This is a genomic window from Rhodopseudomonas palustris, from assembly GCF_013415845.1.
GTDB lineage: Bacteria > Pseudomonadota > Alphaproteobacteria > Rhizobiales > Xanthobacteraceae > Rhodopseudomonas > Rhodopseudomonas palustris_F.
The window spans coordinates 3,033,513-3,051,118 of the sequence record NZ_CP058907.1 but is presented as its reverse complement, the minus strand read 5'-3'; the positions used below and the strand labels follow the sequence as shown (position 1 = coordinate 3,051,118).

The window sequence follows — 17,606 nt, the reverse complement described above, 5'->3', positions numbered from 1 at the left end:
CAGAGCTGCCGGGCGCCTTAGATCAGGTTAACGCCGAGGAGTGTGCCTGCCCATGCCGCAAGGGCGACGACGATCAGTCCCGGGATCACCCGAATAGCGAATGCCGATCCGCCGCTGATAGCCGCGAATATCATCTTGCTCACCGTGTTGGTCGTAAGTCCCGCCAAAATCGGAAGGATCGCACCATCCGGCGTGATTCTTCCCGACGACACCAACGTGGCAATTGAAATTGCGGCGGAATGCGTATCCGCAAAGCCGGCGAGAGCTGCTGCGATGAAGGTGCCTTTTTCGCCGAAAATATCCTGAAGTGCTGCGGAGGCGACCAGGATGCAAGCCAGCATGGAGGCGAACACCAATGCAGTCGAGATGCTGAATGCGCGGCCTTGTTGAGGAGCTCCGGCCACCCGTTGCCGCAATGCCAGGATCGTGAATGTGCTGCCGTAGGCAGTGGCGGCGAGGCCTGCGCAGAGTAGCGGGACGGCAAGGGATTGCAGCGTGGCAATGCTGGTCGCGGCCAGAACGACCGTCATCTGAACAATCGTCGCTATTGTCGATAACACCGCGCCTGCAACCGCGGCCGGGAGAGCCTCTCTGGACTTGGCGGCCAGCGCTCCCATGGCACCAATCGTGGCCGTGCTCGAGATAAAGCCGGATGCCAGCCCTGCGATCGGCAATCCGAAACGCGCCCCGAGGAGACGGACTGCGAGGTAGCCTCCGGCGCTGATCGCCATGATGAGGACGACGATGATCCAGATGGCGTGCGGATTGAGCGCCCCATAAGGTCCCATCGCACGGTCTGGCACAAGCGGCAGGATGACAAGCGAAGCCGCTGCAAAGATCAAGGCATCCTCAAGTTCGTCTTCGGTGAGCAAGGTCCGAACGAATCGATGAAGCCATGATTTCACTGTCAGCAATATGGTCAGTACCACAGCAATGCCGCCGGCAACTTCTGGCTTCTGCATCGACAGCCCGCCAAGCAGGACGGTTGCAATCAAGGCCAATTCCGTTGTCAGTCCAGGATCGTCCTCGTGCACACGCCAGTAGGCGGCCGTAACCAAAAGCACGACACCAGCGGTCACAATGGCAAACAGCGTGACGCCGCCGACGATGAAGCTTATCGCACCAACAATCGAGGCAACTGCGAACGTCCGAATTCCAGCTGGCGAGCGTAACGGACCAACGCCTTTGCGACGCTCCCGCTCCGTCCCGATCAGCAGACCGACTCCGAGGGCAACAGCCAGGTTGAGAACAATGGGATCGATGATGGAAGCTCTCCCAGCAAATTGGTTGCGATAGCGAGCAGACTATCGGCATCGAAGCAAGACGAGAAGCGACACCTCTCGAAACAGCTTGCGAATGAATGGCAAGAAAGGTCAGGATAAGTTCCTGAGAGAGGGTGTGTCAGCGACTGGTCAGGGCCGCCGTGTGATCATGAAGCACCTTCAACCGAGGTGTGCACCCAATGACTTACACGAACGCGGTCGAGATCGCTTCGCCACCGACTGAAGACCGCTACGATCTTTGCACGCAATCGATCCATTGGCTGACGCTGCTAATCGTCGTGATTGCCTTCGTGGCCGGTCTCGTCATGGAGGAAATGCCACGCGGCCCAGAGAAGGTACAGCTCCTCAATCTGCATGCTTCGATCGGCGTGATATTATTCGCGTTGACCACAATCCGGCTGACTTGGCGCTTGGCGGTACCGCCGCTACAGTCGGCGCCTGGACCTCAACTGCTGCGCCTCGGCGCCAAGGTGGTGCACGTGGGACTGTACCTCGTGCTCTTTGCAATACCGATAACAGGCTTGCTGATGATGGCGGCAAAGGGGCGCGCGATCGAAGTGTTCGGTTTGTTTACCCTGCCGCCACTGGTATCGACGAATCGCGCATTCGCACATTCGCTCGAGGAGGTTCACGAGGCTCTGGCCATTGTATTGTTATGCTTGGTCGGAGTTCACACCGCTGCGGCTCTACTACATCGATTTATGTTCCGAGAGTCGGTGCTATATCGGATGTTTCCGTTCCGTGCCAAGACCGATGCGAAGCGACGATGATCCCAGACCGGAAGATGATTGTCGTCGCATAAGGCCTATCACAGCGCACCGGAACGGGGTACTTTCGAGGACTATGATTGGGAACGGTGCGACGTCAATCTCGAGCAATCTTAGTCCTTAGGAAGAGTCGATTATGCATCCGATCCACCGTGAATCTCATCTCATCGAACGGATCGGCTGGCTTCGCGCCGCAGTGCTGGGTGCAAATGACGGAATTATTTCGACTGCCAGTCTGGTTGTCGGTGTTGCCGCAGCCGCTACCGCCTCTAGCGAAGTCCTGGTGGCAGGAGTCGCCGGGCTTGTCGCCGGAGCCATGTCCATGGCCGCCGGGGAATATGTGTCCGTAAGCTCTCAGGCCGATACCGAACAGGCTGATCTGGCCCGAGAGCGCAAGGAGCTCGCTGAAACACCCGAGTCTGAGTTAGACGAGTTGACACAAATCTACGTTGATCGCGGCGTCGAGTTCGCCTTGGCGCGAAAAGTTGCCGAGCAATTGACGGCGAAGGACGCATTTGCTGCGCATGCAAGAGATGAATTGGGGCTATCGCCCCATGTCGTCGCCCGGCCGGTGCAGGCGGCATTGACGTCGGCTCTAACGTTTTCGGTCGGCGCAGCTTTGCCGATCGGCATCGTGCTGCTTGCACCTTCGGGTTCAACGGCCCTCATCGTGTCTGGCGGTTCTCTATTTTGCCTGGCGTTGCTAGGTGCCGTCAGCGCACGCATTGGCGGCGCAGGCATTGTGAAGCCAACGCTACGAGTCACTTTTTGGGGTGCCATCGCGATGGCTGCCAGCGCCGGTATCGGCGCGCTTGTAGGGCATGCGATCTAGTCGCTGTGACGTACTCTGTATCTGCGGTGCTGTGGTTTGGCGACGATGGCAACCACACCCGGCGGTAGTGCTCAGTCAGGGGAACGGAAGATGTAATTGTTTGATTCAATCCGCTTCTGAGATTGCAAATAGCAATGCAATCAACAGGCTCGCGCTCTCAAAAGAGTGACGGATGGCAGTTCTCCGAATTTGCGTCTGTAGATATTCGAAAACCGTCCCAGATGGGTAAAGGAGTATCTTTCCGCAACGCTGGTCACGCTCGTGGCTCCGTCAGGCCGCAGCAGGGCACGGCGAGTGGCGTTGAGTCTCAAATCCGTCATCAGTGCCATCGGTGACCAGCCAAACGCTTCCATACAGCTCAGATGGAGTGTGCGCTCTTTCGCACTGACTGCTACGCAGAGGTCGGTGATCGTTGGTGGATCGTCCAGTCTCTCATTCAAAATTGCGAGCAGTTGTCGCGCAATGCGAGCGCGGTTGTGCAACGGCTCGATGATTTCGGCCGACGGGATCATGCCGAGTATGATCTGAAAGATGCGTTCCTGAAGCTGCGGCGCTGCGCCGCGCAGCTCCATCTCGGCGTGGGTGGCGAGTTCCTCGAGCAGAGCCGATAGCGCATGCGTACGACGGCTCAATTCCTCGGTCGGTACGTGCCAGCGCGGCGACGGTAGGTGGACGTTGAAGTCGTCAGCGCCACGACGCACATGCATCCAGTGCTCAATCGCTTGTGCTGGCAGCACCGCAACGATGATATCGGCGGATCCCGTGGTCGCGAAACCGACATCATCCTGAGATGTCGCAGCAATCAACTCTCCCTGAGCAACCGGCCTCCGGCGAACATGCAATGAGCCTTGAGCAGAGAGAGGCAACCCGAAAGCCCATGCGTCGTCAGGCGCGCAGCCGCGCTGAAGCACACCTAATGAATATGAAACGCGAGCGAACTGGAACTGGTCGAAGACGAACTGCGTCAACCGGCCTTGGAAGCGACCTCGGCCAATTTGCTCGTAGTGCTGATTCCATGCGATCGGGCTCGCGGCCATGGCATCCACATCGTCGAACGTGTTATCGATGCGAGCGAACGGAACAGGCAGGTCGCGCAACATGGAGAATCTCTCCGGTCGACGATGGCACTGCGGCATCATGGCTTTATCATCTCCAAAATGGAGAGTCAGGTCGTCTTTTGCAGAAAACGGATAGTTCGAGCGTCTGTTTCGCCCTACTGTTGCAGCCGGTCGTCGTCGATTAGTCGCGGCAGGCGGCGATATTAGTCACTAGTACTGACGTATCGGGTGGGGGAATACGATGATGACGCCACGCCATTTATTGCGACGAGCTTGCATCTTAATCGGTGCATCATTGGTCGGGAGCGTTGCGTTCGCCGGATCAGCGAGCGCTCAACCTGTCGACGCTGCAACGCTGCTCAAGGCGATGTCGGACTATGTCGGCAGCCAGAAGACCCTCGCGATCAAATTCGACTCAGATGTCGAAGTGATCACATCGAAGCTGCAAAAAATCCAGTTTACCAGCTCTGGTCAGGTGCAGCTGAGCCGTCCCGACAAGCTTCGCGCGACCCGAACGGGCGGATACCGGGATGTCGAGCTGGTGTTCGACGGCAAGACGGCGACCGTGAACAACAAGGATTTCAACGACTACGCCCAAATCGAGGCGAACGGTACGATCGATGAATTGATTGATGGCCTCCGCGAAAAGCACCGCGTAGCGGCTCCCGGCGCCGATCTCCTGGTTGCCAATGTCTTCGAAAGCCTGATGGCCGATGTCATCGAAGCCAGCGTGATCGGCAAAGGTGTCATCGACGGCGTCGAATGCGATCATCTGGCATTCCGCAACACTGAAACCGACTGGCAAATCTGGATCGAATCCGGCGCGCGGCCGATTCCACGGAAATATGTGATCACCAGCAAGGGTGTGGGTGAGGCGCCGCAATATACGCTGCGCATCAAGGAGTGGAAATCAGACGTGACTGCCGACGCGTTCACGTTCAAGCCCGATCCATCCGCCAAGAAGATTGCAATCGGTGATCTGGCGGATATCGACGAGGTGCCGCAGGGCAGCATCAAGGCGGGAGCAGAGAAATGATCCGGACTTCAAAGATCCTGTTTCACATCTCTCTGTCATTGGGTGTCTGCACCGCAGCGATGATGTGGAATGGCACGTCTCCACTGCAGTCGTCGTCTTCGCTGCTCTCGTCCGCCGAGGCGAGGATCGGCCGACCGCTGACTCCCATGAGTTATGCTGGAGTTGCGCGGCGTACGACCCGTCGGGCCGTGGTGGGGACTGCGGCAGTCTATGGTGGGTCGGTGGTGGTCTCCCCCGTCTGTACCCAGGCGGTCGACGTCTACGGGCGTATCGTAACCGTTTGTCGCTGACAGACGTGGTTCTGAGAAACCAGGGTCGGCTGTCGTCTTCGAAGGCGAGGGTCCACCACCTGCAGACGAGGAAATCGGCATGAAACGTTCGCTCACGCTATCGTCGTTGCTGGTCGTCGGCTTTGCGGCCGTGGCGACCGAGCCGGCCGCTGCCGCTGTGTATTGCCAATATGTCGGCTATCCGGCGGGCTGTGTGGTCAGGCCAGGAGTAGTGCTGCGTCCAAGGCCTGCGGCGCGGGCCGTCGTGACGCCCGGGGTCGGCGCGGCCGGGGTCGGCGTACGTCCCGGAACGCCCGCCAATCGTGGTGGTCCCGTCAACCGCGTCGGTCGTCGCTGACGGGCAATGCGCTGCGATCAGTCCTCAATTCGGGCGCGTCGTTCGATTGTGCCCGTCGACCATCGTCCCCGCGACCACCATGAATAGGCGAAATGTCATGAAGTCCACTCGGCTATACCTCGCAACGATCCTGCTGATTGCGAGCGCATCGCAATCGGTGGATGCGCAGCAGTACAAGATGCAAACGCCCATCCCTTCGGGCATCGCTATTCCCGACAAAGTGGATACGCGACTCGGGACGTTGAAGTTCTTCGATGGCTTTCCCGACGATGCCACGGTCGAGAAGCTGTACGACAACCTGGATTTCCAGCGCGCCGTTCAAGCCTACCTTCTGGCCCTGGCACCGGTGAGCCAACTGGCCAATCGCAAGGGGATTGCCGGAATAGGACCGATCAATCTCACGGTGCCGATCTTCCAGGACCGGATGGATTCGAAGTCGCTGTTCCTGACACCCAACAACAATACGCCCTACACCTGGTTCTGGCTTGATCTGCGCGACGGACCGCTGGTCCTCGAGGTACCGCCCAAGGTGCTCGGCGCAATCGACGATATGTGGTACAATTATGTGACGGACTTGGGATTTGTCGGCCCTGACAAGGGGCAGGGTGGCAAGTATCTGCTTCTGCCGCCCGGCTACAAGGGCGACCCTCCCGAAGGCTACTTCATCGTGAGGCCTGCGACATTCAGCGTGTGGGTCCCATGGCGCTCGTTTCTCGTGGACGGCGACCCGAAGCCGGGCGTCGATCTGGTCGAGAAGCACACGCGAATCTATCGCCTGAAGGACGCCGCCAATCCGCCGAAACTCAACTTCGTGCACGTGTCCGGCAAGGCGTTCAGCACGCTGGCGCCGGCCGATTACACGTTTTGGGAATATCTGGACCAGGTCGTGCAGGAAGAGCCGACGGAATCCGTCGATCCGGTCACGCTCGGCCTGTACGCGTCGGTCGGCATTCAAAAGGGCAAGCCATTTGCGCCTGATGCGCGGATGAAGGCGATTCTGACGGAGGCGGCGCTTGTCGGTGACGCGACGGCGCGGACGATCAACAGTCGGCTCCGGATCAAGGAGAGCTACTATTATCCCAACAGTGCCTGGCGCACCGGGTTCTTCGGCGGCTACAAATTCGAGGAGAACGGTGCCCGCATCCTTGATGCATATTCGGCGTTCTTCTTTTACGCGACCGGCGTGACCCCGGCGATGGACTCGAAGACGGTCGGCGAAGGCTCGCAATACATGGGGGCGTTCGTCGACAGCAAGAGCCGACCACTCGACGGCGGGAAGACTTACAGACTCCATTTGCCTCCCAACATTCCGGTCAAGCAATTCTGGTCGGTGATCGTCTACGACAACCAGACGCGATCGATGCTGCAAACCGACCAGCGTTGGCCGGCGGCGACCAGTCAGGACCCGAAACTTGCAACCAACCCGGACGGCTCGGTCGATGTCTATTTCGGACCCAAGGCGCCGGCCGGCAAGGAGTCCAATTGGATCCAGACGGTGCCCGGCAAAGGCTGGAACACTCTGTTTCGCCTCTATGGTCCGCTGCAGCCGTGGTTCGACAAGACATGGCGCCCGGGCGAGATCGAAGAGTTGTAGTACCGAGTTCGGGTGAAGCGTGTGGCTGCGATCGACCAGGCTGGTTCTTGATCTGGATCATGCCCTCTGCGCCACCAGGGTTCCAAACTCTGTAGTCTCGATACATGCGTTGCGCCGAAAGATGGCCCAGACAGGTTAATATCGGCCTGTATCCTGTTCGTTCCGTACCGAGGTCGTTACCATGAAGCGTCTATTAGCTCCTGCGATTGCGACACTATCGTTCGTGGCCCTTCTGGCGATGCCTGCAAGTGCCCAGACTGCGGGCTCGCCCGGCACGGTGTTTCCGACCGACCGCAGCGTGCTGCCGATACCCGAGCCAACGTACCCTCACAGCACAGTGCTCGATGCGCGGAATGCAACACCGCCGCCACGCTTCGAGATCAAAGCACCCGCCAAAGCTCCCAACGTGCTGATCATCCTGATCGACGACATGGGCTTTGGGCAATCGAGCGCGTTCGGCGGTTCGATCGCCATGCCGACCGTCGAGCAACTCGCCAACAACGGATTGCGCTACAATCAGTTTCACACGACGGCGCTTTGTTCGCCGACCCGGGCAGCGCTGCTGAGCGGTCGCAACCATCACATGAACAATTTCGGCTCGATCGCGGAAACGGCGACCACGTTCCCCGGACAAACCGGGCAGCGTCCCAACAGCGTCGCCACCGTCGCGGAAATGCTGAGGCTGAACGGCTACAGCACCGCCCATTTCGGCAAAAATCACGAAACGGCGGCTTGGGAAGTCAGTCCATCGGGCCCGACCGACCGATGGCCGACACGCCAGGGCTTCGACAAGTTTTACGGTTTCATGGGCGGCGAGACCAACCAATGGGCGCCGCTGATCTATGACGGGATGACCCAGGTCGAGCCGTCGAAGGACCCGACCTATAATTTCATGACAGACATGACCAACAAGGCGATCGACTGGATGCAATACCAGAAATCGCTGACGCCGGATAAGCCGTTCTTCATCTACTTCGCGCCAGGTGCAACTCATGCGCCGCACCATGTGCCGAAGACCTGGATCGACAAGTACAAGGGCAAGTTCGACCAGGGCTGGGACAAGCTTCGGGAGGAGACGCTCGCCCGCCAGATCAAGCTCGGCGTTGTCCCGCCGGACACGAAGCTTGCTCCCAAGCCCGAGGCCATCAAGGACTGGGCATCCCTTAGCCCCGACGAGAAGAAATTGTTCGCACGACAGATGGAGGTGTTCGCCGGCTTCGGGGAATATGCCGACACCGAGATCGGCCGTCTGGTCGATGCCATCAAGGCGACCGGGCAGCTCGACAACACGCTGGTGTTCTACATCGTCGGCGACAATGGTGCCAGTGCCGAAGGCGGCATGAACGGGCTGTTCAACGAGATGACTTACTTCAACGGCGTTCAGGAGAGTGTTCAGGACATCCTCAAGCACTATGACAAACTCGGCGGCCCGATGACCTATAGCCACTATGCGGCAGGCTGGGCGATCGCAGGCGATACCCCTTTCACGTGGACGAAGCAGGTTGCTTCGAGCTATGGCGGCACTCGCAACGGCATGGTGGTGCATTGGCCCAAAGGGATTGCGGCCAAAGGAGAGGTGCGCTCGCAATGGCACCATGTCATCGATATCGTGCCGACGATCCTCGAGGTGGCAAAGCTTCCTGAACCAACAAGCGTGAACGGAACGCCACAGACCCCGATCGAGGGCGTGAGCATGGCTTACAGTTTTGCCGCCGCGAATGCGCCGAGCACGCATACGACGCAGTATTTCGAAATCTTCGGCAACCGGGCGATCTATAACGACGGCTGGCTGGCCGGCACCATTCACCGGGCGGCATGGGAAACCAGGAACCGCAGGCCGCTCGAACAGGATATCTGGGAGCTTTACGACACGCGATCGGACTTCAGCCTGTCCAACGATCTGGCCGCAAAAAATCCGGAGAAGCTGAAACAGCTTCAGGAGCTGTTCCTCTCGGAAGCCGTCAAATACTCAGTCTTGCCGCTCGACGACCGGACTTTGGAGCGATTGAATCCGGCGATGGTTGGTCGGCCCGACCTGATGGCCGGTCGCACGTCGCTGACTGTGCACGAGGGCATGACCGGAATGTCCGAGAACGTCTTCATCAATACGAAGAATAGGTCACACACCATCACGGCCGACGTCGACATTCCGAAGGGCGGTGCCAGCGGGGTGATCCTCGCGCAGGCGGGGCGGTTTGGAGGTTGGAGCCTGTATCTGAAGGACGGCAAGCCGACCTACACCTACAACTTCCTCGGTCTGCAGCGGTTCACGATTGCAGCAAAGCAGTCCTTGCCTGTCGGAAAGTCCAAGATCAGCTACGAGTTCGCCTATGACGGCGACGGAGTCGGCAAAGGCGGTGTGGGCACGCTGTTTGTCAACGGCAAGAGCGTCGCGACGGGCCGGATCGACCGCACCCAATGCTGCGGCTACTCCGCCGACGAAGGCGCCGATGTCGGCGCCGATGAAGGCACCCCGGTCACCGAAGCCTACAAGGTGCCGTTCAAGTTCACGGGCAAGATCGGCGCCGTAACGATCGAACTCAAGGACTTGAAGAAGGCCGATGCCGAAGACGCCGCGGAGGCCAAGAAGGCTGCAGCGATGAAGAAAGGCCTGTCAGACTGATGAACTGGACTTGCAACTGAACCGCGCACTGCAGGTACCCGACCGGGGGAGGGCGAGCGATGCGTCTGGGGAGTTCTTGGGCAGGTGCGTGCTGACCCAGTTGGCGGTCAGGTGGCGTGGGACGACTGATTTGGTTGGGGCAAAGCGATGCGGCGCAATAGACTTCATTGTGGATTTCGATCTTGGCGACGTTGCTTAAGCGTCGGCGCGGTGGGCGCCTTTCTCGCGGTGCCCACCCAGATCGCACGCGCCGATGAGGTCGGTGTTTCGTTCTGGCTTCCAGGATTGTTCGGCAGTCTCGCCGCTGTTCCACAGACCCCGGGCTGGTCGATAGGGGCAATTTACTATCACACCCAGGTCAATGCGTCGGGGGCCGTGGCGGCTGCAAAACAATTCCAGATTGGCAGATTCTCCCCGACGGCCAGCGTCAGCCTGAGCGCAAACCTGAATGCGCAGGGTGATATGACGATCCTCTCGCCGACCTACACGTTCGCGACACCGGTGCTGGGCGGACAATTGGCGATCGGCGTGACCGGGATATTCGGCCGCAACAGCGTCGGGCTTGATGGGACGCTGACGACCGGATTTGGCCAGTTTTGGCAGACGCGCACGGGAAGCATCTCGGACTCGCTGACCTCCGTCGGCGATCTCTACCCGATCATGTCGCTGAAGTGGCACAACGGAGTTCATAACTGGATGGTGTACGTGACGGGCGATATTCCGGTCGGCGCTTACAATCCGGGCCGTCTTGCTAATCTCGGGGTTGGTCACGGTGCGATCGACGGCGGTGCCGGATACACCTATCTCAACCCTGCATCGGGTTACGAATTCTCCGGCGTTGCCGGATTCACATACAATTTCAAGAATCCGGACACGCATTATCAGAGCGGCATCGATTTCCACTTCGACTGGGGTGCATCGAAATTTCTGTCCAAGCAGGTCTTCGTCGGCCTTGTTGGATACGCGTATCAGCAAGTCTCCGACGATAGCGGCGGACTGCCGGTCCTCGGCGGCTTCCGATCACGTGTTGTCGGAGTCGGTCCGCAGATTGGATATATTTTCCCGATGGGTGACCTGCACGGATATTTGAATCTCAAAGGCTACGGCGAGTTCGCTGCGGCGAATCGGCCATCGGGCTGGAACAGCTGGCTGACGTTCGCAGTTTCAGCGGCGCCGCCGGAGAGCACCGTAACGCCATCCAGACATCTGATAACGAAGTAAAATTGAGAGTGAGATCGGCTGCAGCCGTGGAGTAGGGCGGTGAACCTCGGGGTGGGGGAATCTGCAAGAGCCGATGATCGAATTTCCAACCCGGAATGAACCGATCCGGCCCTCGCTCGCCGAGGCAGTGTGTCGCCCTAGTGTTGGTTCGAGGATTTGACGATTGGCGCGCAAGCGGCGGAAGACCGGTGGCAAGGCAAATAATTCGAAAGGGGCCGCGGATCGCTCTTCGCCGCCGATGTCTGAAGCTGTTGGTTCTGGTCGACCCGTCGAATTCTCGAGGTGGAAGCCTTGGGTCGTGGCCGTCGCCACGCTGGTCGTGCTATTCGGTGCGGGTTTCGTATTCCATGTACTGGAGAGCCCCGGAGAGCCGTCGAAGCCAACGCAAACGTCTTCAGCCTCCTTCGTCGGCAGTGACACCTGCGTGGGCTGTCACCAGACCGAGGCCCGGCTGTGGAACAAGTCGCAGCACAAAGCCGCGATGCAGCACGCAACCGAGAGCTCCGTGCTCGGCGACTTCAATGATCAGCATTTCGACCATTTTGGCGTTCGGTCGCGGTTCTTCCGGCAGAACGGCAAGTTCATGGTGGAGGCCGAAGGACCGGACGGAAAGCTGGCGACATTCGAAGCGAAGTACACGTTCGGGATTTATCCGCTTCAACAGTACCTCATCGAATTTCCAGACGGGCGCCTGCAGGCGCTGTCGATTGCCTGGGATACACGGCCGAAGGATAAGGGAGGGCAGCGCTGGTTTCATCTCTACCCGGACGAACGGATCGGGCACGACGACGCGCTGCACTGGACCAGGCTGAACCAGAACTGGAATTTCATGTGCGCCGAATGCCATTCGACCGGCGTTCGGAAGAACTACGAGGCGGCGTCCGATCGCTTCAAGACGTCATGGGCCGAGATCAGCGTGGGGTGTGAAGCCTGCCACGGCCAGGGATCGCGTCATGTCGGTTGGGCCCATGCGCAGCAAAGCTGGTGGCCGATCGGAATATCAGATGACGCCACGATGGGCTTGCTGGTGCGCTACGCCGAGCGCAACAACATCACCTGGAGGATTGATCCGAAGACGGGAAATCCGACACGAAGTTCGGCGCCCGCGACGCTTCGTACCGAGGTCGAATCCTGCGGGCTTTGCCACGCAAGGCGAGGGCAATTGTCCGAGGGATGGGTGCCGGGCCGACGGCTGTCCGACACGCATGCTGTCTCGCCTCTGAGCCGCGGCCTCTATCACGCCGACGGCCAGATGCGTGACGAGGTCTACAACTACGGATCGTTCAAACAGAGCAAGATGTTCGCTGCCGGCGTGACCTGCAGTGACTGTCACGATCCGCACAGCGGAAAGCTGCGTCACGACGGAGACAATGTCTGCCTGCAGTGTCACGCCGCAGAACAATTCTCGAGTGCCACGCACCATCGGCACGCCGCCGTAGAGCCGCCTCCTCCTTGCATTACGTGCCACATGCCGGTTCGGACCTACATGGGCGTCGACCAGCGGCATGACCACGGCTTCCGTATCCCGCGGCCGGACGTCTCGGCGCAGCTCGATACGCCGAACGCCTGCAACGATTGCCATTCCGACCGGTCACCACGATGGGCCGCCGACGCGATCGAGGCTTGGCACGGACCGAACCGCAAGGGCTTCCAGACCTTTGCACCAGCGTTCGCCGCCACCTGGGGCGAGGGGGCCGACGCATCCCGCCTGCTCGCTGCGGTCGCCGCCGATCCGGCGACGCCCGATATCGTCCGTGCCACCGCGTTAGCAGAACTCGGTTCGCACCCATCGCCGGAGGCCCTCGAGCTTGCGAAAGCTGGTTTGGCAAGCTCCGATCCGATGGTGCGGATCGGGGCGCTCGATCTGCTGGAGGGCGTACCGGCAGGGCAGCGATGGGCGACGGCCGCGCCGCTGCTGTCGGATCCAGTTCGTGGCGTGCGTATTCGCGCTGCGTCGCTACTTGCGGCCGTTCCGACCGACCAGCAGCCGATTGCCGATCGGCAGCGGTTCGATCTGGCCGCCGAGGAGTTTGTCGCCGCGCAGCGTCTCAATGCGGATCGGCCGGAGGCGCGATCAGCGTTGGGACGTTTCCTGCTGGCACGCGGGCAGGCGGCCGCAGCCGAGATCGAATACAAGGCGGCGCTGCGCCTCAGCCCCCACTATGCTCCGGCGGCGGTCAATCTGGCCGACCTGTACCGGCAATCCGGCCGTGAGATCGACGGCGAAACGGTGTTGCGCGAGGCACTCACTGTCTCGCCTCAGGATGCCGGGCTGCACCATGGTCTGGGGCTGACCCTGGTGCGGCTGAAGCGGCACGACGAAGCGATCAGTGAGCTTCACCAGGCCGCCGAGCTGGCCCCCGATCGGACGCGTTTTGCTTATGTCTATGCCGTCGCTCTGCAAGCGGTCGGCCGTGTCGCAGATGCGGTTGCCATCCTGAAACAAAGCGCCGCTCGACATCCGCATGACCGTGACACGCTGATGGCATTGGTCGCCTACAGCCGCGCCGCTGGGGATATCGGTACGGCGATTACATACGCTGAACGCCTGGCAGCCGACTTTCCGGACGACGCGGGACTCGGTCGCCTGGTTCAAGAAATTCGACAGCAATCAACGAGACCGACGTCGCGATAGTTGGCGTCTGGACGCATGGCGAAGCCCGGAGTGCGACCGCTTGCCCAACCGAACGGGGCAAAATTCCAGCTGGGGTTCTGAGCATCCCGGAGCGGCCCTCGGGGTGTTCTCACGGAGGCTTGGTGGGCTGGGGGTGGTTTGCCCCAACCCAAACCAACCCATTTTTACCAAGAGATTGCAACGGCGCGTCGCGGTAGCGTCTTAGGTCGATCCAGCCAAAACAGTCTGGGGTCGAGCTTACGAACAGGATGCCGTCATTCACAGCCTGACCTGGGCACCGCCGATGCCTGCAGGACGTCCGATCCAAGCCTTGTGCTCGGCGGGTGGCTGCAGACACGCCGCCAACCAGCTTCGGGCTGATCTTGGGCACGCAAATCGAGGCAAACGGTAGTCTCAATCTCAAAAGCACGACGGTCTTATGGGATGCGTCGCGACGTTCATTTGGGGTGAAGTGCAGTCTTATGGGGTGCGCAACACCGAGCACGCCCGCCAGTCTGCTTGACCCCATCCATGATTCGCATAAGGTATATTATGGAATATATAGATACAGCAGTTTGACCATAGGCTTATGTGGCATACAGAAAGTCAAACCTGCGAAGTGCGTGCAATCTCTGAGAGCCTGGATATCGCTCGATGATTGCCTGGGCCACGCGATCTTTGTAGGCGCTGCGCAGATGCGGCCAGGCTCGCCCCAAAGGCCGCCACATCGCGGCGGCTCCGGCAAAGCCTCTGCTGGCCCCAAGCCGATGCTTCCCAGGGCTGTTCGCCGCCGGCCGTCCGGCGGACCAAACGCCGACGGATCGTCACGGACCAACCCCGGCCGGACCGGCCCAAAGGCCGTCCAAAGTCGCCACCGTCCAGCCGTGACCTTAAGTCCGACCGATCGCTCGCCATCCACCGGCGGGCTCAAAATCGCTTGACCGGACCAGCCGAAATGATGACCAAGGGCGCGTCGACATTTCGGGTGCGTTCTCACAAAAAGACCACGCGGGCAGGAGGAAGCGAGATGAGTTTTTCACGCAGGAGCTTGTTGAAGGCATCGGCGGCGGCCGCCGCGATCGGCGGCATTGGTGCGCCTTGGGTGGCGCGCGCCGCTGAGGCCGAGTTCAAGTACAAATACGCCAACAACCTGCCCGACACCCATCCGCTCAACGTTCGCGCCCGCGAGATGTCGGCGGCGATCAAGGCCGAGACCGACGGCAAGGTCCAGATCGACGTTTTCCCGAACAACCAGCTCGGCTCCGACACCGACATGCTGAGCCAGATTCGCGCCGGCGGCGTCGAGTTCTTCACACTGTCGGGCCTGATCCTGTCGACCCTGGTGCCGGCAGCTTCGATCAACGGCATCGGCTTCGCATTCCCGGACTATGAGACGGTCTGGAAGGCCATGGACGGCGAGCTCGGCGGCTATGTCCGCGGCGAGATCCAGAAGGCCGGCCTGATGGTGATGGACAAGATCTGGGACAACGGCTTCCGCCAGACCACGTCGTCGACCAAGCCGATCAACGGCCCGGACGACTTCAAGGGCTTCAAGATTCGCGTGCCGGTGTCGCCGCTGTGGACCTCGATGTTCAAGGCGTTCGATGCGGCCCCCGCCTCGATCAATTTCAGCGAAGTCTATTCGGCGCTGCAGACCAAGGTGGTCGAAGGCCAAGAGAACCCGCTGGTGCTGATCTCGGCCGCCAAGCTGTACGAAGTCCAGAAGTACTGCTCGCTGACGAACCACATGTGGGACGGCTTCTGGTTCCTGGCCAACCGTCGCGCCTGGGAAAAGCTGCCGCCGGACGTGCGCACGATCGTCGCCAAGCACATCAACGCGGCTGCGGTGAAGGAACGCGAAGACACCGCCAAGCTCAACGCCACCGTCAAGGAAGAGCTGACTGCCAAGGGGCTGATCTTCAATCAGCCGCCGGTGATGCCGTTCCGCGACAAGCTGCGCAGCGCCGGCTTCTACGCTGAGTGGAAAGGCAAATACGGCGATCAGGCGTGGTCGCTGCTCGAGAAGTCAGTCGGCAAGCTGGCGTAACGGCTGGCCGACATGGCGAGCGCCGACGCTTCCCAGCTCACTGCCGGTGAACGGCTCCACGCGCCGCAGCGTAAAACGCTGATCGGCGCGCTGGAGGCTGCGCTCGGCCTGATGGTCGAGATTCCGGCGGCGATCCTGGTGGTCGTCGAGATTGTCGTGCTGTTCGCCGGCGTGGTATCTCGCTACGTCTTCCACAGCCCGCTGATCTGGTCCGACGAACTGGCGTCGATCCTGTTTCTGTGGCTGGCGATGTTCGGCGCGGCGGTCGCGTTCCGGCGCGGCGAGCACATGCGGATGACCGCGATGGTGGCGGGGGCCTCCCCGCGCCTGCGTGCCTGGCTCGATCTGGTCGGCATTTGTGCGGCGCTGGCGTTCCTGGTGCTGATCGCAGCGCCGGCCTACGAATACGCCTACGAGGAAAGCTACATCACCACGCCGGCGCTGTCGCTCGCCAACAGCTGGCGCGCTGCGGCGCTGCCGGTCGGCATCGCGCTGATGGCGCTGTTCGCAGCTCTGCGGCTGATCCGGTTCGGCGATCTCAAGCTGGTCGTTGGCGCTGCGCTGACGGTCGCGCTGCTGATTGGCGCGTTCTGGCTGGCGCAGCCGCTGTTCAAGCCGCTCGGCAACCTCAATCTGGTGATCTTCTTCGTCGGCGTGGTGGCTTGTTGCGTGTTCGCCGGCGTGCCAATCGCGTTCGGATTTGGCCTCGCGATCTACGGTTATCTGGCGCTGACGACGACGACGCCGCTCTTGATCCTGGTCGGCCGGATGGACGAGGGCATGAGCCACCTCATCCTGCTGTCGGTGCCGCTGTTCGTCTTCCTCGGCCTGTTGATCGAGATGACCGGGATGGCGCGGGCGATGGTGGCGTTTCTCGCCAGCCTGCTCGGCCACGTCCGCGGCGGCCTGCACTACGTGCTGGTCGGCGCGATGTATCTGGTGTCGGGCATCTCTGGCTCGAAGGCCGCCGACATGGCCGCCGTCGCGCCGGTGCTGTTTCCGGAGATGAAGGAGCGCGGCGCCAAGCCAGGCGATCTGGTCGCCCTGCTCTCCGCCACCGGCGCCCAGACCGAAACCATTCCGCCGAGCCTGGTGCTGATCACCATCGGCTCGGTCACCGGCGTGTCGATCTCGGCGCTGTTCACCGGCGGCCTGCTGCCGGGCGTGGTGCTGGCGATCATGCTGAGCGCCCTGGTGTGGTGGCGCTATCGCGGCGAGGATCTCAGCCACGTCAAACGCGCGCGCGGCAGCGAGATCGGCAAGGCGTTCATCGTCGCCCTGCCCGCACTGGCGCTGCCGTTCGTGATCCGCGCCGCCGTGGTCGAAGGCGTCGCCACCGCCACCGAAGTTTCGACCATCGGCATCGTCTATGCCGTGGTGGTCGGCATCCTGGTGTACCGCAAGTTCGACTTGCGCCGGCTGCGGCCGATGCTGGTCGAGACCGCGGCGCTGTCGGGTGCGATCCTGTTGATCATCGGCACCGCGACCGGCATGGCCTGGGGCCTGACGCAGTCCGGCTTCTCGCGGGCGCTGGCGGCGGCGATGACCGGCCTGCCCGGCGGCTCCGCCACCTTCCTTGCGGTGTCGATCGTCGCCTTCGTCATACTCGGCAGCGTGCTGGAGGGTATTCCGGCGATCGTGCTGTTCGGGCCGCTGTTGTTTCCGATCGCCCGCGCCGTCGGCATCCACGAGGTGCACTACGCCATGGTGGTGATCCTGGCGATGGGCATCGGATTGTTCGCGCCGCCGTTCGGCGTCGGCTATTATGCAGCCTGCGCGATTGGCCGGGTCGATCCCGCCGAAGGCATGCGCCCGATCTGGGGATACATGCTGGCGCTGCTGATCGGCTTGATCGTGGTCGCGGCGATCCCGTGGATCTCGATTGGATTCTTGTAGAGGCGCTG

Annotated in this window: 12 protein-coding genes; 10 read left to right on the top strand and 2 right to left on the bottom strand. The window is 61.0% G+C overall.

The window, feature by feature from the left end; genetic code table 11:
• Positions 1-17: 17 nt before the first annotated feature.
• The gene (locus HZF03_RS13930; RefSeq protein WP_276510785.1) at positions 18-1,241 is read right to left on the bottom strand and encodes an MgtC/SapB family protein; all 1,224 of its coding nucleotides are present in this window, start codon (positions 1,239-1,241) and stop codon (positions 18-20) included.
• Positions 1,242-1,462: 221 nt separating this feature from the next.
• Between HZF03_RS13930 and HZF03_RS13925 the strand changes: the two genes are divergently transcribed.
• Together HZF03_RS13925 and HZF03_RS13920 are read left to right on the top strand one after the other, a co-directional pair.
• The gene (locus HZF03_RS13925) at positions 1,463-2,053 is read left to right on the top strand and encodes a cytochrome b (RefSeq protein ID WP_119018720.1); all 591 of its coding nucleotides are present in this window, start codon (positions 1,463-1,465) and stop codon (positions 2,051-2,053) included.
• Positions 2,054-2,186: 133 nt separating this feature from the next.
• Positions 2,187-2,882 carry a VIT1/CCC1 transporter family protein gene (locus tag HZF03_RS13920; RefSeq protein WP_119018719.1) on the top strand — a complete coding sequence of 232 codons (696 nt, stop codon included), beginning with the start codon at positions 2,187-2,189 and terminating at the stop codon, positions 2,880-2,882.
• Positions 2,883-3,022: 140 nt separating this feature from the next.
• Here HZF03_RS13920 and HZF03_RS13915 read toward each other — a convergent pair whose 3' ends face one another.
• A complete protein-coding gene (locus HZF03_RS13915) occupies positions 3,023-3,982 on the bottom strand; it encodes a helix-turn-helix domain-containing protein (protein ID WP_165858133.1) in 960 nt (319 codons plus the stop codon).
• Between the two features lie 202 nt (positions 3,983-4,184).
• On the opposite strand from HZF03_RS13915, the gene HZF03_RS13910 reads away from it, so the two are divergent.
• From HZF03_RS13910 to HZF03_RS13875, 8 genes are all read left to right on the top strand, one after another.
• A complete protein-coding gene (locus HZF03_RS13910) occupies positions 4,185-4,976 on the top strand; it encodes a DUF2092 domain-containing protein (protein WP_234832247.1) in 792 nt (263 codons plus the stop codon).
• A 369-nt stretch (positions 4,977-5,345) separates the two neighbouring features.
• Entirely contained in the window at positions 5,346-5,603 is a 258-nt protein-coding gene (locus HZF03_RS13905) for a hypothetical protein (RefSeq protein WP_119018715.1), read from the top strand.
• Between the two features lie 97 nt (positions 5,604-5,700).
• Positions 5,701-7,197, top strand: a complete 1,497-nt coding sequence (locus HZF03_RS13900; RefSeq protein ID WP_119018714.1) for a DUF1254 domain-containing protein — start codon at positions 5,701-5,703, stop codon at positions 7,195-7,197.
• Between the two features lie 181 nt (positions 7,198-7,378).
• Positions 7,379-9,820, top strand: a complete 2,442-nt coding sequence (locus HZF03_RS13895) for an arylsulfatase (protein WP_179906172.1) — start codon at positions 7,379-7,381, stop codon at positions 9,818-9,820.
• A 210-nt stretch (positions 9,821-10,030) separates the two neighbouring features.
• Positions 10,031-11,041, top strand: a complete 1,011-nt coding sequence (locus HZF03_RS13890) for a SphA family protein (RefSeq protein WP_234832246.1) — start codon at positions 10,031-10,033, stop codon at positions 11,039-11,041.
• A gap of 238 nt (positions 11,042-11,279) precedes the next feature.
• Positions 11,280-13,676 (top strand): tetratricopeptide repeat protein, encoded by a 2,397-nt coding sequence (locus tag HZF03_RS13885; RefSeq protein WP_119018764.1) that lies wholly within the window; start codon positions 11,280-11,282, stop codon positions 13,674-13,676.
• 1,006 nt (positions 13,677-14,682) lie between these two features.
• Positions 14,683-15,702 carry a TRAP transporter substrate-binding protein gene (locus HZF03_RS13880; RefSeq protein ID WP_011158333.1) on the top strand — a complete coding sequence of 340 codons (1,020 nt, stop codon included), beginning with the start codon at positions 14,683-14,685 and terminating at the stop codon, positions 15,700-15,702.
• Between the two features lie 12 nt (positions 15,703-15,714).
• Positions 15,715-17,598 (top strand): TRAP transporter large permease, encoded by a 1,884-nt coding sequence (locus tag HZF03_RS13875; protein ID WP_119018711.1) that lies wholly within the window; start codon positions 15,715-15,717, stop codon positions 17,596-17,598.
• The last annotated feature ends 8 nt before the right edge of the window (positions 17,599-17,606 follow it).